This is a genomic window from Chryseobacterium sp. CT-SW4, from assembly GCF_048572715.1.
GTDB lineage: Bacteria > Bacteroidota > Bacteroidia > Flavobacteriales > Weeksellaceae > Chryseobacterium.
The window spans coordinates 2,605,917-2,625,112 of the sequence record NZ_CP183840.1; the positions used below are offsets into that span (position 1 = coordinate 2,605,917).

The 19,196-nt window shown below is 36.9% G+C and carries 18 protein-coding genes and 2 tRNA genes; 9 read left to right on the forward strand and 11 right to left on the reverse strand.

What is annotated here, in order from left to right:
* Positions 1-37 precede the first annotated feature (37 nt).
* From obgE to ABJ974_RS11760, 4 genes are all read left to right on the forward strand, one after another.
* Positions 38-1,021 carry a GTPase ObgE gene (obgE, locus tag ABJ974_RS11745; RefSeq protein WP_419868436.1) on the forward strand — a complete coding sequence of 328 codons (984 nt, stop codon included), beginning with the start codon at positions 38-40 and terminating at the stop codon, positions 1,019-1,021.
* On the forward strand, positions 1,014-2,063 hold the full coding sequence (locus ABJ974_RS11750; protein WP_419868437.1) for a DUF6438 domain-containing protein: 1,050 nt from the start codon (positions 1,014-1,016) through the stop codon (positions 2,061-2,063). The genes obgE and ABJ974_RS11750 overlap by 8 nt, the downstream gene beginning before the upstream one ends.
* A gap of 121 nt (positions 2,064-2,184) precedes the next feature.
* The gene (locus ABJ974_RS11755) at positions 2,185-2,673 is read left to right on the forward strand and encodes a DUF6438 domain-containing protein (protein ID WP_419868438.1); all 489 of its coding nucleotides are present in this window, start codon (positions 2,185-2,187) and stop codon (positions 2,671-2,673) included.
* A gap of 84 nt (positions 2,674-2,757) precedes the next feature.
* On the forward strand, positions 2,758-4,017 hold the full coding sequence (locus tag ABJ974_RS11760; protein ID WP_419868439.1) for a DEAD/DEAH box helicase: 1,260 nt from the start codon (positions 2,758-2,760) through the stop codon (positions 4,015-4,017).
* 23 nt (positions 4,018-4,040) lie between these two features.
* On the opposite strand, the gene ABJ974_RS11765 is transcribed toward ABJ974_RS11760, so the two are convergent.
* The 7 genes from ABJ974_RS11765 to ABJ974_RS11795 all read right to left on the reverse strand — a co-directional run bounded on the left by ABJ974_RS11765 (position 4,041) and on the right by ABJ974_RS11795 (position 11,037).
* Entirely contained in the window at positions 4,041-4,808 is a 768-nt protein-coding gene (locus tag ABJ974_RS11765; RefSeq protein ID WP_419868440.1) for a TatD family hydrolase, read from the reverse strand.
* Between the two features lie 4 nt (positions 4,809-4,812).
* The gene (locus tag ABJ974_RS11770) at positions 4,813-5,328 is read right to left on the reverse strand and encodes a DUF4269 domain-containing protein (protein ID WP_419868441.1); all 516 of its coding nucleotides are present in this window, start codon (positions 5,326-5,328) and stop codon (positions 4,813-4,815) included.
* Positions 5,321-6,286, reverse strand: coding sequence for a GSCFA domain-containing protein (locus ABJ974_RS11775; protein ID WP_419868442.1), 966 nt, complete (start codon positions 6,284-6,286; stop codon positions 5,321-5,323). Before ABJ974_RS11775 ends, ABJ974_RS11770 begins: the two co-directional genes overlap by 8 nt.
* A gap of 55 nt (positions 6,287-6,341) precedes the next feature.
* Positions 6,342-7,313: a polyprenyl synthetase family protein gene (locus ABJ974_RS11780; RefSeq protein ID WP_419868443.1), complete on the reverse strand. Its 972-nt coding sequence runs from the start codon at positions 7,311-7,313 to the stop codon at positions 6,342-6,344.
* A gap of 102 nt (positions 7,314-7,415) precedes the next feature.
* A complete protein-coding gene (locus tag ABJ974_RS11785; protein ID WP_419868444.1) occupies positions 7,416-8,558 on the reverse strand; it encodes an inorganic phosphate transporter in 1,143 nt (380 codons plus the stop codon).
* Positions 8,559-8,571: 13 nt separating this feature from the next.
* Positions 8,572-9,210, reverse strand: coding sequence for a DUF47 domain-containing protein (locus ABJ974_RS11790; protein ID WP_419868445.1), 639 nt, complete (start codon positions 9,208-9,210; stop codon positions 8,572-8,574).
* Between the two features lie 150 nt (positions 9,211-9,360).
* A complete protein-coding gene (locus ABJ974_RS11795; protein ID WP_419868446.1) occupies positions 9,361-11,037 on the reverse strand; it encodes a DEAD/DEAH box helicase in 1,677 nt (558 codons plus the stop codon).
* Between the two features lie 289 nt (positions 11,038-11,326).
* On the opposite strand from ABJ974_RS11795, the gene ABJ974_RS11800 reads away from it, so the two are divergent.
* The 3 genes from ABJ974_RS11800 to ABJ974_RS11810 all read left to right on the forward strand — a co-directional run bounded on the left by ABJ974_RS11800 (position 11,327) and on the right by ABJ974_RS11810 (position 14,402).
* A complete protein-coding gene (locus ABJ974_RS11800) occupies positions 11,327-11,992 on the forward strand; it encodes a DUF2461 domain-containing protein (RefSeq protein ID WP_419868447.1) in 666 nt (221 codons plus the stop codon).
* Positions 11,993-12,120: 128 nt separating this feature from the next.
* Positions 12,121-12,927: an FkbM family methyltransferase gene (locus ABJ974_RS11805; RefSeq protein WP_419868448.1), complete on the forward strand. Its 807-nt coding sequence runs from the start codon at positions 12,121-12,123 to the stop codon at positions 12,925-12,927.
* Complete coding sequence (locus tag ABJ974_RS11810; protein ID WP_419868449.1) at positions 12,924-14,402, forward strand: lipopolysaccharide biosynthesis protein; 1,479 nt, start codon at positions 12,924-12,926, stop codon at positions 14,400-14,402. Before ABJ974_RS11805 ends, ABJ974_RS11810 begins: the two co-directional genes overlap by 4 nt.
* Here ABJ974_RS11810 and ABJ974_RS11815 read toward each other — a convergent pair.
* The 4 genes from ABJ974_RS11815 to ABJ974_RS11830 all read right to left on the reverse strand — a co-directional run bounded on the left by ABJ974_RS11815 (position 14,395) and on the right by ABJ974_RS11830 (position 18,879).
* Positions 14,395-15,438 carry a hypothetical protein gene (locus tag ABJ974_RS11815; protein WP_419868450.1) on the reverse strand — a complete coding sequence of 348 codons (1,044 nt, stop codon included), beginning with the start codon at positions 15,436-15,438 and terminating at the stop codon, positions 14,395-14,397. The genes ABJ974_RS11810 and ABJ974_RS11815 overlap by 8 nt on opposite strands.
* 10 nt (positions 15,439-15,448) lie before the next feature.
* Positions 15,449-16,306, reverse strand: coding sequence for a glycosyltransferase family 2 protein (locus ABJ974_RS11820; protein ID WP_419868451.1), 858 nt, complete (start codon positions 16,304-16,306; stop codon positions 15,449-15,451).
* A gap of 63 nt (positions 16,307-16,369) precedes the next feature.
* On the reverse strand, positions 16,370-17,770 hold the full coding sequence (gene aspA, locus ABJ974_RS11825; protein ID WP_419868452.1) for an aspartate ammonia-lyase: 1,401 nt from the start codon (positions 17,768-17,770) through the stop codon (positions 16,370-16,372).
* Between the two features lie 83 nt (positions 17,771-17,853).
* Positions 17,854-18,879: an N-acetylmuramoyl-L-alanine amidase gene (locus tag ABJ974_RS11830; protein ID WP_419868453.1), complete on the reverse strand. Its 1,026-nt coding sequence runs from the start codon at positions 18,877-18,879 to the stop codon at positions 17,854-17,856.
* Positions 18,880-19,016: 137 nt separating this feature from the next.
* Here ABJ974_RS11830 and ABJ974_RS11835 point away from each other — a divergent pair.
* Together ABJ974_RS11835 and ABJ974_RS11840 are read left to right on the forward strand one after the other, a co-directional pair.
* Positions 19,017-19,098: transfer RNA gene (locus ABJ974_RS11835), tRNA-Ser, on the forward strand.
* A gap of 20 nt (positions 19,099-19,118) precedes the next feature.
* A tRNA-Pro gene (locus ABJ974_RS11840) sits at positions 19,119-19,193 on the forward strand.
* The last annotated feature ends 3 nt before the right edge of the window (positions 19,194-19,196 follow it).

The window sequence follows — 19,196 nt, forward strand, 5'->3', positions numbered from 1 at the left end:
ATTCATAGCCCATCACTCATAACTTGAATTACAGGACATGTCAAATTTTGTAGATTACGTAAAGATTCATTGTAAAAGCGGACACGGAGGAGCCGGTTCTGCTCACCTGCGCCGTGAAAAATATATTCCTAAAGGAGGGCCAGATGGTGGTGATGGAGGAAGAGGAGGTCATATTATCATGAAAGGAAATGCCCATGAATGGACTTTACTGCCTCTACGCTATACCCGGCATGTAAAAGCCGAACGTGGAGAAAACGGTGGAAAAAACCAATTGACAGGAGCTTTCGGAGCTGATGTTTATATCAACGTGCCTATCGGAACCATTGCTAAAAATGAAGAAGGGGAAATCATCGGTGAAATTCTGGAAGACGGACAGGAGATCATCCTTATGCATGGAGGAAAAGGAGGTTTAGGAAATGAACACTTTAAATCTTCCACCAATCAGACACCGAGATATGCGCAGCCCGGTCTTCCCGGTGAAGAAGGTTATATCGTTTTTGAACTTAAAGTTTTAGCGGATGTAGGATTGGTAGGTTTTCCCAATGCAGGTAAGTCTACTCTTTTAGCTTCAGTTTCTGCTGCTAAACCTAAAATCGCCGATTATGCCTTTACAACGCTTACCCCAAACCTCGGAATTGTAGACTACAGAAATTACAAATCTTTTGTAATGGCTGATATTCCGGGAATTATAGAGGGCGCAGCCGAAGGGAAAGGTTTAGGACACCGGTTTTTAAGACATATTGAAAGAAATGCGATCCTACTGTTTCTGATCCCTTCTGATTCCGAAGACCATTTCCAGGAATTCAAAATCCTTGAAAACGAGCTTAAAGAATATAATCCTGAGCTTTTAGATAAAGATTTTATCATTTCAATATCCAAATCCGATCTTCTGGATGAAGAACTGAAAAAAGAAATCGCAGCCGAATTTCCGGAAAATAAGCAACCTTTATTTTTCTCTGGAGTAACGGGAGAAGGATTAACTGAATTAAAAGATGCTATATGGAAAAAACTCCATGGATAAAGTTTTTCTTTACCCAAAATTAAAATATTGGGCGTTCCTGTTGGTATGGTTCAGCTCATTTTCTTTAGCTCAAAATAAAATAGACGCACTCAAAAGTAAAACTGAAGTGCAGGAATTTATCCGGTCTGCAATTAAATCCGATACCACCCTTACTCATTTTGAATTGATTCCTATCCAGGATTTCCATCAATATGTGGTGTATTCCCGAACAAAGGCCATAGCCGACAGCCTGGGGATCGACAAAAGCTTTTATAAAGGTGATTTTGATGGTAACGGATTAACGGACCTTCTTTTTATTGGCGACAATAAATGCTGTATAGGCAGCTATCATGACGGTAATAATACGGTAGATTATTCAGCTAATTTCAGTGTAAATATTATCATGGATATGGGGAACCATTATTCACTGGAAAATATACTTTTTAACCAGTTCAGCAAAGTTATACCCATAATTAAGAAATATGGACAGCGGGATTATATCGAAGTTCTCTATGATCAGCAGTCTGAGGATATTGAAACTAAGCCTTTCAGAACCCTTCACAAGAACATTACCAAAACATTAGCTTATAACTTTGATACTTTTGTAGAGTACAATCCGTCCCCTACCCAGCTACCCATAGAAAAAATTACGTATGAAAGCGGAAAGTGCTTTGGGAAATGTCCTATATTCACCCTGGAGCTCAATAAAAAAGGAAAATCCCTTTTTAAAGCCAAATCCAGCAATTATATAGAAAATCCTACGGACAATCTACCGGAAAAACTGGAAGGAGAATTTACTACTCAAATGATTTCAGAGGATTTTGCAAAATTAGAAAAGATGCTGAATTATATTGATTTTTCCAATCTGCAAAATGATTACTCCCGAAGCTGGACAGATAATCAAAATATAACTTCCTTACTTACTATTGTTTATAGCAACGGAAAAACAAAAAAGATCCGCGATTATTCCCTGCCCGGAATTTCAGGGACCTATGGACTTAAAGCTTTTTACCAGGTCTTATCAGACCTAAGGTTCAGCCAGAACTGGGAAAAAGTAAAATAGTCATTTCTGCTATCTCATTAAACTAAGTGATATTTCAGTATTAAAAATATTTACATTCAACAAATACATTATTGTATTATTTTTTGGAACACTTATTGAGGAGGTTCATTAAATCTAAACTATGAAGTATATTATAAGCGTACTGGCATTGATATTTGCTTTTTCATGCAGTTCACAGAAAAATCCGTCAGAGTATTCCAGGATAGAATATGAAGCTGGCGCCTGCTTTGGGTTTTGCCCTGTTTTTACCCTAACCATTAGTCCGGATAAAACAGCAGTCCTTGAAGCAGAACATTTTAACTTCACCAAAAATCCGTCAAAAGCAGATTTTTCAAAAGAACGTGAAGGAACATTTAAAACTACTATTAAAGATACGGATTATTCCAGGCTGATCTCTTTACTGGATGACTTAAATGTTAAAAACCTGAATGATAAGTATGGAGAAAGAAACATTACCGATCTTCCTACCTCTTATCTTAGGATCCAGTTTAAGGACGGAACCCAAAAAAATATAGAAGATTACGGAAAAAGAGGAAATGAGAAATTAATGGAAGTATACAAATTTTTTGAGGATTTAAGGCATAACCAGCAATGGGTCAAAGTGCAATAATATACTTAAAAATATTTAGACTACCTTTGCAAAATCAATTCCTTCATACGGAGGGAATTTTTACTTAAACTAAAAACAATTCATTTGAATTTTAAAGACTTACATTTAATCGAACCTATTGCAAAAGCAATACAGGAACAAGGGTATACCAACCCTACTCCCATTCAGGAAAAATCAATTCCTGAGATTTTAAAAGGAAGGGATTTTTTGGGATGTGCCCAAACCGGAACTGGTAAAACAGCGGCATTCGCTATTCCTATTTTACAGAACCTTTCTGACAACACGCCTAAGAGAAATCATATAAAAGCTCTTATTCTTACTCCTACCCGAGAGCTTGCCATACAAATTGAAGAAAATATCAAGGCTTACGGAAAATATTTACCTTTAAAACATCTGGTTATTTTCGGAGGGGTAAAGCCTGGAAATCAGGAAGCTGCGCTAAGAAAAGGAGTGGATATCCTTGTGGCTACTCCGGGAAGATTACTGGACTTTGTTTCCCAGGGAATCATCAGCCTAAAAAACCTTGAAATATTTGTCCTCGATGAAGCGGACAGAATGCTGGATATGGGCTTTGTACATGATGTAAAAAGAATTATAAAGCTATTGCCTCAGAAAAGACAAACATTATTCTTTTCCGCAACAATGCCTGATGAAATACAAAAGCTCGCTAATTCCATATTGCATAATCCTGTAAAAGTGGAAGTAACACCGGTTTCTTCAACTGCAGAAACCATTAAGCAATCCGTTTATTTTGTAGAAAGAGAGGATAAGCTGAACCTTCTTACCCATATTCTTCAAAATGATATTTCGGAATCCGTCTTAGTATTTTCGAGAACCAAGCATGGTGCAGATAAAATTGCAAGGAAACTTCAAAAATCCAATATTTCCACCGAAGCCATCCATGGGAACAAATCCCAAAATGCGAGACAGAATGCTTTAAATAATTTCAAGTCCGGTAAAACAAGGGTATTGGTAGCTACTGATATTGCAGCGAGAGGAATTGATATTGATGAGCTTAAATTTGTGATCAATTTTGAACTTTCCGACGTTTCCGAAACCTATGTTCACCGGATCGGAAGAACCGGAAGAGCAGGTGCGGAAGGAACATCCCTTTCATTTGTGGACGGACTTGACCTTAATAATTTAAAAAATACGGAAAAGCTTATCGGAATGAAAATTCCTGTTATTAAAGATCATCCGTTCCATCCTAATAATCTTGTAGCCCAGAAAAGGGATTCCAATAATAAGCCCGTAGCCGCAGGAAATGAAAAACCGAAACCGGCTACCAGAAAAGATGTCGGTTATAAAAAACCTAAAAACAAAAATTTTACCCGAAAAAAATAAAGCCTTCTTAGAAGGCTTTTCTTTTATATTTCTACAAATAATTTCCTGGCATTTTCGGTAGTGATCCTGTCGATCTCTGAAAAATCTTTATTATAAATATTGACAAGCTTTCCAACCACCAGATCCAGATAAGAACTTTCATTTCTCTTTCCTCTGTAAGGAACCGGTGCTAAATAAGGAGAATCCGTTTCCAATACGATCTTTTCTAAAGGAATTTCATGCAGAAACTGGTCTATTTTTCCATTTTTAAAAGTGACTACTCCCCCGATGCCTAAAATAAAGTTTAAATCAATGGCATGTCGGGCCTGTTCAAGGTTACCGGAAAAACAATGGAATATTCCCCTAAGCTTGGGATGTTTCTTTTTTTCCAACACTTCAAAGGTTTCATCAAAACTTTCACGGGTATGGATAACAATCGAAAGGTCTTTTTCAATAGCCCAGTCGATTTGCTGTTCAAAAGCTTTCACTTGTATATCCAAGGTCGTTTTATCCCAATAAAGGTCAATTCCTATTTCTCCGATTGCGGGAAAAGCCCTCTGATCAAGATATTTTTTTACCGTTTCAAGTTCTCTTTCCCAGGTTTCCGGTTTTACATAGCAAGGGTGTAATCCCATCATGGAAAATACCTGTCCCGGATATTCACCTTCCAGCTGAAGCATAGCCTCATGGGAACCTGAATCTATCGCCGGAAGATAAAATTCTGTTACTCCTTTATCCAGAGCTCTCTGTATCATCTCTTTCCTGTCTTCGTTAAACTCCTCGGAATATAGATGGGTATGGGTATCAATCATATTTTTACATTTTTAACAGGTCTTCATATGGATCTTCTAAATGAAGCAATATCCCAAATGCAGGTTCTGTTTTAATTCCTTTTTTCTTTAATTCTATTATTTTTTGTTTAAAATCCTCTCCCCTTTCTTTTAAAATAGTATACTCGGCCATCATATGCCGGTATGCATTCTGCTCTGTGGAAGGTTTCCTCTGTCCGAAAATCTCAATAGGAAAATGATCTAAAACTGTATTCATAATAGTACATTCCTGATCTCCTATCACTTCCTTTTCTATTGTAAAATTAATATTTTCCGGTAAAAGAGAATAAAGGGCGTTTAGGAAGTCTTCTTCATTTTTAATTTCACAGATGATATCGAGATCACTTCCGGGGACATCTATTTCCAGGGGAATTGTTCCGGCTAAAACAGGAGAAAACTTATGCAGCTTCTCAAATATCCGGTATTTTGAAATAGTATTATACGCTTTTTTCTGCCTTTCGTTCCCGCTCTTCAAATAATCAATACCTGTAAAGTCAATCATTTGAAACCTGAAATATTTTATGTTTTACCTTGCTTTGCTGAATTTCAATTCTTTTATCCAGTTTTTCTCTGAACTCCAGATATTTCGGATCTTTTTCATCCTTTGTCTTATGCTCGAGTGCTTTATTAATTTTAAAATTTTCTTCTATAAAATCTTTAGCCTCTTCAGAAAAATAAGCGGTTCCAAATTTCTCAAATATGTATTGTACCGCCTGAGAGCTCGGATGGATCAGATCTTCTTTATAAAAACGGTAATCCCGGAGATCATCCATCAAAATTTCATAAATAGGCAAATAATGACAGTTTTCAAAGACTGAGATGCATTCATGTACAGCTGCGATCAGCTTGGATTTACTGAGCTGATTTTCAACCATTCCGTCTTTTGTATGACGAACCGGTGAAACAGTGAATAAAATCTGAACATCATCTACACAAATATCTTTAAGGTTCAGAATAGTGTTATAAATGGAATCTACCAGTTCCGTATGGGTAAGAAGTCTTTTTTCAAAAAACTTCTGAGGAATTTTATGACAATTGGCTACCAGCCTGCTTTTCGGCGTAAACTCATAGATAAAAGAGGTTCCGTATGTAATAATGATCCAGCCGGCACTTTGCAGGAAAAGATTGCCCTCTTCTATTTTATCATTAATCTTTTCCAGCGTTTTATGAATATATCTCGTATTAAAGCTGGAATGATGGTCTAAAGAAATAAACTCTTCATTATAGGTGACCAGATCATCTTCATTATAAAATTCTGAATCATGCAGTCTCTTTACTGCATTATTAATGGAATAGGGATTAAAGATGGTACCAAAAGGGTTATTGACGGTCTGAAGTTGCCCCTGCTGAAAAAGTTCCGACATCTCCGTGGCAAAACAAGATCCTATTGAAAATATCTTATCTTCAATATCTATCTTTTGTCCGGATTCTTTGATATCAACTTCGGTCCTGAATTTCATTGTATAAAAGAGATAATCTGACGATTACTCCATCAGATTATCTATTATTTTAATGTTAGCTTTCTCTTCTCAGCAAATAATTAGCCAGTTCTATAAATGGTTTTTTCTTTTCATCCGGGACATCTATTTTATTAAGATAGCTTTGCCCGATCTCATTGTGCTTTTCAATAAGACGCAATGCTTTTTCATCTACTTTTGTCCTTCTGAAAATCTTTTCTACACCGTATACTTTATCGATATTATCAGTCTTTTTATTATACCAGTAATCGAGTTCTTTTCTTTCTTCTTCTGTGGCATGCTCTCTGGCCATTAAATAAAGAACGGTTTTTTTATTTTCATAGATATCCCCTGCATGTTTTTTACCAAACTGGGCCTGATCTCCAAATACATCCAGGTAATCGTCCATAATCTGGAAGGCTATTCCGATATGTTTTCCGAAATTGAATATGGATTTGGCATCTTTAAAATCCGCTTTGGCGATCATTGCTCCAATCTCAAAAGAGGAAGCGCTTAAAACACCCGTTTTGTAAGTAATCATCCGGATATAATCGTCGAAGGTCACATTCTCCTGCGTTTCAAAATTAATATCATACTGCTGCCCTTCACATAATAATAATCCGGTATGGGTAAATATTCTGATACATGCCTTGAATATTTCAGGCTCAAGATCCTCAAAGAATTTATAGGCTTTCAGCATGAGTCCGTCCCCTGAAAGAATTCCTACATTGATCCCGTGTAACGTATGGATAGTAGGCTTATTTCTTCTTAAGGGAGCTTCATCCATTATATCATCATGGATCAGAGTAAAGTTATGGAAAAACTCGATAGCCAATGCAGGCTTAATTGCTTTTTGCAGATCACCGCCAAACATCTCACAAGCCATCAGCACCATAATCGGGCGAAGACGTTTTCCGCCATGAGAGATGATGTAGTTCATGGGCTCATATAATTCCGCCGGCTTATCTTTAAAAGTATATTTAGCAATAGCATCCGCAACAATCTGCTGGTATCTGTCTAAAAATTCCATACAATCTTATTATTTCAACAAAAATACGATTTTTAAAGGCTTTATAAAAATAAAAAACTTTGCCTTTTAAGACAAAGTTTGAGGTTATTTATAATTTATTAATTACGAAAGAAAAGTTACTAATAAATATGTTACTCCCGCTACAAGGGCAGAAATCGGAATGGTTAAAATCCAGGCCCATAATAAGCTTACGGTGATTCCCCATCTTACGGCAGAGACTCTTTTCGTTAATCCTACTCCAATGATAGATCCCGTAATGGTATGCGTAGTGGATACAGGGATTCCAAAGTGGTCCGTAATAAAGAGGGTAATTGCTCCTGCTGTTTCGGCACTTACTCCTTCCAGCGGTGTTACTTTGGTGATCTTGGTTCCCATTGTTTTAATAATCTTCCATCCCCCGCTCATGGTCCCTAAAGCAATCGCAATAAAGGAAACTAAAGGTACCCACAGATAATGTTCTGCAAAATAATCAAAACGGGATGCCGGTTGGATATTTAAATAAACAGGATCCTGAAGCATATTCACGTGATAATAGATCAACGCGGCTCCAATGATCCCCATTACCTTCTGAGCATCATTCAAACCGTGTCCCAAACTGAACAAAGCGGATGAAGCGAGCTGCAATCTTTTAAATGACTTATCAGCTTTATGAGGATTCGATCTTTTATATAAATGAACAATAATCAAGGTAATGATAATGGATATCAGCATCCCTATCACCGGTGCCAAAAAGATAAAGAGAAAAATAGGAATTACTTTATCAAATTTAACAACGCTTTGGGTAGTTACCTGATGAAACGCTTCTTTTATGGTTTCAAAAAATCCTAAATGAGGCTGTGCTGCTATCACATCATGATAATCCATTATAAAAGCATGCATAAGCGCTGCTCCTAAAAACCCGCCAATCAGGGTATGGGATGATGAGGAAGGTATACCGAACCACCATGTAAGAAGATTCCATGCAATAGCTGCTATAAGTCCTGAAAAGATTACTTCCAGGGTAATAAAGTTCTCATTAACGGTCTTGGCAATGGTATTACCAATTTTAAATTCACCGATAACATACGCGGCAATAAAGAAAGCGGCAAAGTTCCAAAGGGCTGCCCAAAGTACAGCCTGAAAAGGTGTTAAAACTTTGGTAGAAACAATGGTTGCAATTGAATTGGCTGCATCATGGAAACCATTGATATAGTCGAAGATTAAAGCTAATGCAATAATAACTGTAAGTAAAATCGGAAATTCCATTGTTATTATTTGTTTAGGCGTATTTAATCATGATGTTCTCAATAGTATTGGCAACATCTTCCGCTTTATCGGTTACTACTTCAAGATAGTTAAGTACAGAGGATACTTTGATGATATTAATCGCGTCTGTGGTTTCAAACAATTCTACCATAGAGTTGGACAAAAGATCATCTGCAATATTTTCAATGGAGTTTACTTTAATACAGGCTTCTTTTACCTGCTCCATATTTTTGAACCCTTTCAGGTTTTTCATCGCATTCTGAATTTCAATACATGCTTTGTGAATAAGGAGTGAAAAATCTGCGTAAGCTTTTACTTTCGGAGATTTATATAAGAAAATATATTTTGCCGATGCATAGATATAATCTGCAATATCATCTAAACCTGTTGCCAGGGTATGGATATCTTCACGATCGAAAGGAGTAATAAAGTTTTTTCCCAATTCTACAAAAATCTCATGCGTAAGCTCGTCATTTTTGTGTTCATAGTCGCTCATTTTCTTGAGCATGGAATCATCATTTAAATCAAAATCTTTGATCCCGGTGTTGAATTCTTCTGACATCGCCACCAAGTTATCTGTAACTTTTTCAAACAGCACGAAGAATATTTTATCCTTTGGTTGAAAAGCGTGGAAAATATTACCAATTCCCATTTTTAAGTTTTTATAATTCGACTGCAAATTTCTTAAAAAAGGCTTTTACCTAAAAGCATCTAACATTAAGTTTTGTTAATATTGAATTAATATTTATCATAAAATTAAAAAAGCCGGCATTGAGCCGGCTGTAATTGTAATTGAAAAGCTTTAGTTTGCCACTTCAGCTCTCATATCTTTTCCTTTAAATTTCATTGCAGAAATATTGCTTAAAAGATCGGTTTTAAATGATTTCTCCACTTCAAAGAAGGAGAATTTCTCCAAAATTTCAATATCACCAATCTCCGCTCTTTTTTTGCTTTTTCCAGCGGTAGCTTTATTAATGATATCCAGAACATCTAGTTTTTTCAACTGATCTTTTTTCCCTAAATTAAAGAAAAATCTGACCATATTTTCGTTCTTTCTTCTTGGCTTTCCTCCTCTTTCTCTTCGGTCTCCTCTATCACGATCTCTTCCTCTGTCTCGGTCTCTTCTGTCTCTTCTTGAAGAGTCATCGTCTCTTCCCAGCTTCTGATCCGCCAGATCCTGATGATCTCTGTAATATAAGGCAAGGTCTTTCAACTGAACCTGTAACAGGCGGTGTACCAACTCTTCTTTTGAGAAATTAGTGAGATCCGGAATTAAGGAATCATCAAAATCAAAATAGTCTTCATGCTCGGCAAAAAGGGTTTCAAAAACTCCTCCTACCTGTGCTTTTACGATTTCTTCTCCAGTAGGAACTTTCTTTTCGTGGATTTCAATTTTTGTAGCCGCTTTTATCTGCTTCAATTTTCTACTTTCTTCCGGCTTGATAAGTGCCATGGAAACCCCGTCTTTTCCTGCTCTTCCGGTTCTTCCGCTTCGGTGTACGAATACTTCAGGATCATCAGGTAATGAATAATGGATCACGTGAGTAAGGGAATTTACATCCAGCCCTCTCGCTGCCACATCGGTAGCCACAAGAATGTCAATATTCTTAAGCCTGAATTTTTTCATTACCGTATCTCTCTGCGCCTGAGAAAGATCTCCGTGAAGGGCATCCGCTGCATAACCGTTCTGCATTAAAAAGTCCGCTACTTCCTGAGTTTCCATTCTGGTTCTGCAGAAAATGATGGAATACTGATTAGGATTGGCATCGATAAGACGCTTTAAAGCTTCTTTTTTCTGACGGTAACCTACTACATAATATTCGTGGGTAATGTTCTTTTTCACCTCATTGATGGAACCTACAGAAATTCTGTGAGGCTTGGTAAGGTAGTTTCTGGAAATTCTTTCCACTTCTTTATTCATCGTTGCAGAGAATAAAAAAGTCTGCTTGGTTTCAGGAGTTTCGCTTAAAATAGTTTCCAGTTCATCTTTGAATCCCATGGAAAGCATTTCATCCGCTTCATCCAATACCAACCAGTGAATAGCAGAAAAATCCAGTGCTTTTCTGTTAATCAAATCAATTACTCTTCCGGGAGTTCCCACAATGATCTGCGGTTTATCCTTTAAAGAGCGCATTTGCTCTACAATACTGCTTCCACCGTATACTGCCGTAGTTTTAATATTCTGCATATACTTGGAATAGTTCTTTATGTCCTTCGCAATCTGAAGGCATAATTCTCGTGTCGGACAAAGCACCAATAGTTGGATTTTGCGACTCGTATCGTCAATCATATCCAAAATCGGAAGCGAAAACGCTGCAGTTTTGCCTGTCCCAGTCTGCGCAAGTGCGATAAGATCGCGTATATCTGAAAGAATAAAAGGGATAGTCTGTTTTTGGATTTCTGTAGGGCTTTCATAGCCCAATTCGCCAACCGCCTTAAGAATTTCAGGACTTAAATTGGTTTCCGTAAATAAATTCATTAAATATTCTAAATTTTTGCAAAGATACAATTATTATTTGATTTGTTTTTGAATAAATGGTTAAATAAACAATTCTAATTTCAGAATCCTTTAATACTTTTCCGTTTTCCGAAAAGATTACTATAAAAAAAAACCGCTCCCAATGTAAATATAACAAGCATTATTTTTTTTAATTGGATGAAAATTATTTTATATCCTGCTTGAAAATTATTCTTCTTACAAGACTTATTAAAGGTTTAGCTTTTAAAATCTCTATAGTTTTATTATTTTTGATTTAAAATAATGAATTATGGCTGCAACGATTTCCTCTTCCACTTTTGACTTTCTAAAAAAACTAAGCAAAAACAACAATAGGGAATGGTTTAATGCTCATAAAGAACTGTATATCCAATCTCAGGAAAATGTCATCAGTTTTTTGGAGGATCTCATTAAGGAAATGGGAGAATTTGACCCTGAGCTTTTAAAAATAGATGCTAAAAAATCGTTGTTCAGAATCTACCGTGATACGCGGTTTTCAAAGGATAAATCTCCTTATAAAACCAATTTCGGATCTTCTCTGGGAATGGGTAAAGGGAGCCAGAAAGGCGGATATTATCTCCATCTGGAACCCAAAAAATCTTTTATAGCCGGCGGGATTTATATGCCGGAACCTTCTGTGCTGAAGGAAATCAGAAAGGAAATTTCCTTATACGGAGATGAATTTTTAAAAATAATCAATCAGAAGGATTTTAAAAAATATTTTCCGGAACTCGATCAGGAAAGCAAGCTGGTAAAAGTTCCCCAGGGATTTGAGAAAGAGGACACTATGGGAGATTATTTAAAGCTTAAAAACTTCATTGTTATTCATTATCTAAGTGATGAGGAGGTGATGAATCCTAAGGCTGCCGGGAAAATGGCTGCAATCTATCAAGTGATGAAACCTCTTAACGATTTTTTAAACGCCCCTTTCTTATAATCCTAACGTTCAGGATTTTAAAATAAACAGTCCATATTAACTTCTGAAATTCAATGAATTATAATTCATAACTTTTAACATTTGTTTAACATTTTTACTTATCTTTGTTGCCCGACAAAAAATTAAGGATGTCTTTATACCAAAGAATTGCAGAACAATTACAATACATAAGTCCGGATTTTTATAAGAAAAGATATTTTAAAAGCTTAAATAATCTGAGTAAGGATAATTTTTCGAAGCGCAATGTAGAGCCGGAATTAGTCTGGATCAAGGAATACCTGTCTCCTGATGCTGTGATCTTTGATATTGGTGCCAATGTCGGAACTTTTCTCTACCAGTTTGAGGATAAGCTGAACCCGAAAAATATTTATGGGTTTGAGCCAAACAAAAAACTTTTCACCCGCCTAAAAAGATTATTCCCGTCCATGCGGATTTTTTCTTCTGCACTTTCGGATGAAAAGACGACTGCAGAGTTTAAAGTGCCTATCATCAATGGAAAAAAAGTTGCTTCCAGAGGTACTTTAAATACGTCCTACAAAGAAAAAGGTGAGGAAAAAAGCTATACGGAAAAGGTAGAAGTAATATCCCTTGATGAATGGATCATGGAAGAAAATCTAAAAAGGCTGGATTTCATTAAGATCGATGTAGAAGGAAACGAAATGAAAACACTGAGAGGTGCTCAGAAAACCATTCGGAAGTTCTACCCTACCCTGATGGTAGAGATGGAGCAGCGTCATCATGAAAAGCCTATCTGGACGGAAATTGCTGAAGTGGAATCATGGGGTTACAAGAGTCATTATCTTAACAGAAGTCTTTTTAAGCTTGAAAAACTGACCGAAGAAATCATTCTGGCCAATGCCGATGATGAAAAAAATAAAACAGCTTATATTAACAATATTATTTTTATTCCTAACAATATTGAGACAACATTATGAGTGTAGTAGCAAGGCAAGGATTTAAATACTCGATTATAGGATATATCGGCTTTTTGCTGGGTACCGTTTCGGCTATATTCATTTTTCCGAATGACTTTGAGTTTTACGGTAAATTACGCTACATCCTTCCTACTGCAGAAATGCTTGTTCCTTTTGTGGTATTAGGCATTTCCTATTCTAATGTGAAGTTTTTTCATACCACCGAAAAAGACGGTAAACAGCAAAATATGCTTTCCCTTTCTTTACTGGCTGTATTTATCAACTTCTTAATTTTCTGTGCTGTATTTTTTATCCTTCCCTATTTATATCCTAAGTTCAGAAATACGGAGGCCTGGAAGATCAAGGAGATGATCCTGCCACTGATCTTAACTCTTTCCTTATGCACCATATTCAATAAATATACTTCCAATTATAAAAGAATTGTCGTGGCCAATGTGTTTGACAATCTCTTTCCTAAAATAGCCAACCTGGGGGCTTTCTGCTTATTTTTTTATTTTGCTTTATCCCAAAAAATTGCTTTTGCTTTTTTCTTCGGAATGTTTGCATTAATGCTCTTCGGGTATGTATATTACGCGAATAAGCTTGATAAGATACAACTGGATTTTAGCACGGATTATTTCAAAAAAGACGGGTTCTGGAAAGACTTCTTTAATTACAGCTTTTTTGGTTTCCTTGGAACCTTCGGGAATTATTTAGCGATCAACAGCTTTATGATCGGGGAATTTATGGGAATGGAAGAGGTGGGAATCTATTCGGTTCTTTATGCTTTGATTTCTTTGATTTCTATTCCTCAACTTGGGCTGTTCAATATCTCCGCCCCTATTATCAATAAAACATTAGCTGCCGGAGATATGGAGGAACTGGACAGGTTCCATAAAAAAACTTCCTTATCCCTCTACTTCCTGGGAGCTGTTTTATTTTCCTGTATTATGGTAGGCTTCCCTTACCTGACGGAATTTATGCCTAAAAACGGAGTAATGCTCCGGGAATACGAACCGGTAGTCTGGATCTGGGGTTCTGCCGTACTGATAGATCTGGCGACAGGATTTAACGGAAATATCATTTCACTTTCAAAATATTACCGTTTCAATATCCTAGTCATGCTGTTGCTGGCCGGACTTACCATAGGACTGAATTATTATTTCATTAAAAATACAGAGTTAAAACTCATTGGAATTGCTTTATCTACTGCCATTTCACTTATCACTTATAATGTTATCAAGATCATTTTCAATTATATCATGTTTAAAGTTTCTCCTTTAACGATTGAAATGATTTTTGTCTCCATCATCTGTACGCTGGCTATTACCGTGGCCATTGTATTGCCTAATTTTAATAATAACTTTTTAAACCTGGTGTATAAGCCGTCCGTAGTACTGATCCTGATTTTTATAGGAAATTACTTCACGAAAATATTTCCGGTAGAAAACTACCTGAATATGGATTTTATTAAAAGTGTTTTAAAGTTTAAGTAAGTATCAGCTTAAGCAGGACTTTTTCTGCCTGCTCACGGACTTTCTCTTTTGCATAGTCCGCATGAAAATCAAAATTATTTTCCTTAAGCTCCTGAAACTGTTTTAGTATATCCGGCTGTTCGGGAAATATAAAACCAAGGTTTGAGGAATAACCGGAAGGAAAAACCGCAGGTTTACCATATTTAATGGCATCACCTATATTTCCTGTCATTTTTGTTTTTCCATAGAGTTCTTTCTGGCTGAAAAACTCTGTCTGCTGCTGGATAGGACACCATAAAACATCCGTTTTACTCATCAGCTGATCAAAATCTTCAGGGGAAACCCTCTCCGTGAAATACTGAATTTTGACAGGGGGTGGCAATTCTTCACAAAGATTACTTATTTCCTCCAGCTCCTCTCCTTTTGCTTTTCCCAGCAATATAAATTCAATGGTTTGTGACGGAGCAAGCTTTTTTATGGTATTAAATACATGATGATAATCTCTTCTTTTCTGTGAAACTCCTCCCGGAATCCCGACGACCAAATGGGAATTAATTTCCTTTTCAGACGGTTTGGTATAAAAAAGCGGTAAATGGATCAGTTCAGGAGAGCTAAGTTCCTGATCCAGCACCAGACGGCTTTTTGTTTTTTTATAGATACTGGAAGCATAATACAATCCTTCTTTCCACCATAATTTGAGCCGGTAAACCACATCTTCTTTGAAAATATTTTTCATAAGGCTCAAACCGGAAGTCCCCATAAAATTAAGATTATGAACAATTACTGCCGTGTTATATTTAGAAGCAATTGCTGAAAAAGTATTGAAATAACGGTGAACGGTTCCAATAATAATCAAATCATATTGTTGATTTTTCAGCTGGTCCAGGATCATGGAACTGTCAGACAACCTTACGTTTTCTTCTTCTTTCACCTGGTCCTTAATTTTTTTTGAAAAATAACAGTCTACTGAAAATACTTCCGAACCTTTCATCACTTCTATGAAGTTCTGAGCAATTTCAGCGTGTGTATCGAGTTCTATATAGGCAATCTTCTTCAAAATAAAATTTTCAAATTTTCAGCCATTTCTTTTTTAACATGGCCCATCTCCGGTTATTGATCACTTTTTGCTCTTCTTTGCTCACTTTCAGTTCCAGCTTTGCAGATCTGCATTTTTCATAGGTACTAATGATCTGAAAGAAAAAAGAAACAGATTTACTTTTTGAAGCTTCTTTCATAGAAGCTATATAAGCTAAAAACCTGTTAAGTCCTAAAAAATAAAAATATCTTCCGTAATAATCGGATTGTTTTACGGTATAATCTTTTCCTTTAACTTTAATAAGTTTTACATGCAGATCAGGTAAAACCACTTCTTTCCAGCCCAAATGCTCAAGAATAACAGAATCTATATTATCCCAACCGAGGGTTTCTCTCAATCCGCCCATTTCCAGAAAACATTCTTTCCGGTAAGCTTTCATCGGCCCTCTCACATGGCTTTTATTGGAGTTTCCTTCGTACACCCACTCTCCCGTTTGCGTTTCAATATATAATAAGCCGCCTACCAGTCCGTATTCAGGATTTTCCTTAAAGGCAAGGGCTACGGTTTCAAGATAGTTTTCCGGCAAAATAATATCTGCATCAAATTTACAAATGATCTCAGCACCATCCGTTTGGGTAACTTCAAGCCCTCTTTTGAAAGCATTTACGACTTTTGAACCGGGCTGATGTGCCGATTTCTGTAAGGTGATGGATTCAAAGCGTGAGTCTTTATCCTTATATCCCCGGATCACTCCCGACGTATTGTCCGTGGAACCGTCATTTACGACCATTACTTTAAAATCCTTATAAGTTTGTGCTGCTAAAGATTCTAATGTAAAGCCCAAATGCTCTTCTTCGTTATGTGCAGGAATGATAATTAAAAATCTCACGTATTTATTTAAAGTTGGATTGGCAGAGAAACCTGTCTGTATTATACAGTCAGGTTTCTTATATTATTTATTATGAGGTTTAAGCATATTTTTAGGATCGAGGATCTCATCCAGTTTTTCCTGGGAAAGAATTCCTTTTTCCAATACTAAGTTATAAACACTCTTTCCGGTTTCCAGTGCTTCTTTTGCAATTTTTGTCGATTGCTTATATCCTATGTATGGATTGAGAGCGGTAACGATACCGATACTGTGCTTTACCATATTCAGGCATACTTCTTTATTGGCAGTAATTCCCACGACACATTTTTCACGAAGGGTATCAAGGGCATTACAAAGGAAGTTGATATTTTCCATGATCGCATGGGAAAGTACGGGTTCCATTACATTGAGCTGTAACTGTCCGGCTTCCGCAGCAAAGGTTACGGTAAGGTCGTTACCGATGATTTTAAAACAAACCTGATTGACCACTTCCGGAATTACCGGATTTACTTTTCCGGGCATAATGGAAGATCCTGGCTGCATAGGTGGTAAATTAATTTCAAACAGCCCTGCTCTCGGCCCTGAAGACAACAATCTCAGATCATTGCATATTTTAGACAGTTTTAACGCCAGACGTTTCATAGCTGAAGAATAGATAACGTAAGAACCGGTATCAGGTGTAGCTTCTACCAGGTCCGGAGCCGATACGATTGGATATCCTGTAAGCTGAGCCAGATTTTTAGCACAAAGAGTGGCATAGCCTACGGGGGCATTTAATCCTGTCCCAATTGCTGTAGCTCCCATATTTACTTCTACAAAGAGGCTGGCATTATTATTCAGTTTTGAAATATCTTCTTCCAGTGTGGCTGCAAAGGCTTCGAACTCCTGCCCCATGGTCATAGGCACCGCATCCTGAAGCTGGGTTCTTCCCATTTTAATAACATCATGGAACTCTCTTCCTTTTTCACGGAAAGCTTCTACAATTTTTTCCAGCTTTTCTACCAGGATGTCATTCATATGTAACAATGCCATTTTTATGGATGTAGGATAGGCATCGTTGGTAGACTGAGAAAGGTTGATATGGTCATTCGGAGAACAGAATTCATATTCTCCTTTATTTTTTCCTAATTTTTCGAGTACAATATTAGCGATCACTTCATTCGCATTCATATTCACGGAAGTTCCCGCACCTCCCTGGATCATATCTACCGGAAACTGATCATGATACTTTCCGCCAATAATTTCATCACAAGCTTCTGCTATTTTAAAATATAAATTTTCATCCAGTAATCCTAATTCATAATTGGTTTTTGAAGCAGCCTTCTTTACAAAAGCTATTCCTTTTATAAAATTGGGATATGAGGACAGCAGCTGACCTGAAATTTTGAAGTTATCAATTGCTCTTTGTGTCTGAACCCCATAGTAAGCATCCATAGGAACATTCAATTCACCTAATAAATCGCTTTCTTGCCTGAAATTTTCCATTACAGATAATTTAAGTGTTTTTGTTTATTTTTAACAACACAAAGATATAACAAAAGCGCATCAGGATTGATGCGCTTTATGATTTATTTTGCAGGATATTTTTGATTGAGAGACTGGAGTATTGCCCAGGTTTCGGCGTCCATAATTCCGTCAAAATTCTGGGGACGGAAATGGTACTGAAGTGCTTCAATTGTTTTTTTGGTAGCATCATCCCAGGTTCCGCTCGGCTGTATTCCATATCCGAACTTCTGCAGTTCCGTCTGTACGAGATATATAAAGGAAGGCTCATTATAGCGGGTAGAAAAATCCGTTAAAGCTATATTATAGAAATTCTGTTTTGTGGCTTCATCATACCACATTCCTATCTGATATTCATCATAAAGTTTCTTCCATGGGAACATAGGTCCCGGATCCTGCTTTCTGGTGGGAGCAATATCAGCATGTCCCAGCACATTGGTCGGAGGAATCTGATATCTTGTAACAATATCTTTGGCTAAGGCAGCTACTTTTCTCACCTGATCATCACTGAAGGGAGCAAATACTCTTTTTCCGGTTGCATCCGTACTATATCCGGTATTTACGATTTCTATTCCTATTGAAGTATCATTAAGATTTTTATCATTTCTCCATGAGCTTATCCCAGCGTGATATGCTCTTTTATTTTCATCCACTAATTGATAGATATCATTATCTCCCAGGTTGTTTACCAAATAATGGGAACTTACAGATTGCTGAGTAAGTACTGTCACGGATTTATCATCCAACAAAGCCGTGTAATGCAGGATCAGGTATTTTTGTCTGAAATTCTGTGCAATCGCGGGGAAATAGGTCTTTACGACTTTGTAGCCTCTGGGTTTTGCCGAAACAATAGAGCCGTAGCTGGCCGTATTATCATTTTTTGTAACATCTGCTATATTAGTAGTAAAAAATTCTATGCCACGTTCGTTGGTAATTTGTGGTTTAGGCTTTTCTTGTGAAGGTTGCTTAACTACCTGTTTAGGCTGTGATACTGGGGGTTTTGTCTTGCTTACATTTTTTTTCACATTTTTTTGTGGTGTACAAGAAAAAACAAAGGTGCTTAATCCGATGATATATAATGTCTTACGCATTAGTTTACTTTTTTTGTCTTTTATTACTTCAAAAATACACAAAATTTTCGGGAAAAATATTTGGTAAATAAAGAAATCTGTTCTATATTTGCACTCGCAATAACGGAACAACGATCATTAAAGAATAACGATAAAAAGGAGGGTTGCCGGAGTGGTTAACGGAGCAGTTTGCTAAACTGTCGGCCTATGGTCGCATGAGTTCGAATCTCATACCCTCCGCAGCAAATATATTAATAATTCGGGGCGTAGCGTAGTCCGGTCATCGCGCCTGGTTTGGGACCAGGAGGTCGCAGGTTCGAATCCTGCCGCCCCGACTT

Excerpts from the sequence above, each read along its gene's own strand:
- obgE (WP_419868436.1), top strand. The coding sequence starts at position 38 with ATGTCAAATTTTGTAGATTACGTAAAGATTCATTGTAAAAGCGGACAC.
- ABJ974_RS11750 (WP_419868437.1), top strand. The coding sequence starts at position 1,014 with ATGGATAAAGTTTTTCTTTACCCAAAATTAAAATATTGGGCGTTCCTG.
- ABJ974_RS11755 (WP_419868438.1), top strand. The coding sequence starts at position 2,185 with ATGAAGTATATTATAAGCGTACTGGCATTGATATTTGCTTTTTCATGC.
- ABJ974_RS11765 (WP_419868440.1), bottom strand. The coding sequence starts at position 4,808 with ATGATTGATACCCATACCCATCTATATTCCGAGGAGTTTAACGAAGAC.
- ABJ974_RS11770 (WP_419868441.1), bottom strand. The coding sequence starts at position 5,328 with ATGATTGACTTTACAGGTATTGATTATTTGAAGAGCGGGAACGAAAGG.
- ABJ974_RS11775 (WP_419868442.1), bottom strand. The coding sequence starts at position 6,286 with ATGAAATTCAGGACCGAAGTTGATATCAAAGAATCCGGACAAAAGATA.
- ABJ974_RS11780 (WP_419868443.1), bottom strand. The coding sequence starts at position 7,313 with ATGGAATTTTTAGACAGATACCAGCAGATTGTTGCGGATGCTATTGCT.
- ABJ974_RS11785 (WP_419868444.1), bottom strand. The coding sequence starts at position 8,558 with ATGGAATTTCCGATTTTACTTACAGTTATTATTGCATTAGCTTTAATC.
- ABJ974_RS11790 (WP_419868445.1), bottom strand. The coding sequence starts at position 9,210 with ATGGGAATTGGTAATATTTTCCACGCTTTTCAACCAAAGGATAAAATA.
- ABJ974_RS11795 (WP_419868446.1), bottom strand. The coding sequence starts at position 11,037 with ATGAATTTATTTACGGAAACCAATTTAAGTCCTGAAATTCTTAAGGCG.
- ABJ974_RS11800 (WP_419868447.1), top strand. The coding sequence starts at position 11,327 with ATGGCTGCAACGATTTCCTCTTCCACTTTTGACTTTCTAAAAAAACTA.
- ABJ974_RS11805 (WP_419868448.1), top strand. The coding sequence starts at position 12,121 with ATGTCTTTATACCAAAGAATTGCAGAACAATTACAATACATAAGTCCG.
- ABJ974_RS11810 (WP_419868449.1), top strand. The coding sequence starts at position 12,924 with ATGAGTGTAGTAGCAAGGCAAGGATTTAAATACTCGATTATAGGATAT.
- aspA (WP_419868452.1), bottom strand. The coding sequence starts at position 17,770 with ATGGAAAATTTCAGGCAAGAAAGCGATTTATTAGGTGAATTGAATGTT.
- ABJ974_RS11830 (WP_419868453.1), bottom strand. The coding sequence starts at position 18,879 with ATGCGTAAGACATTATATATCATCGGATTAAGCACCTTTGTTTTTTCT.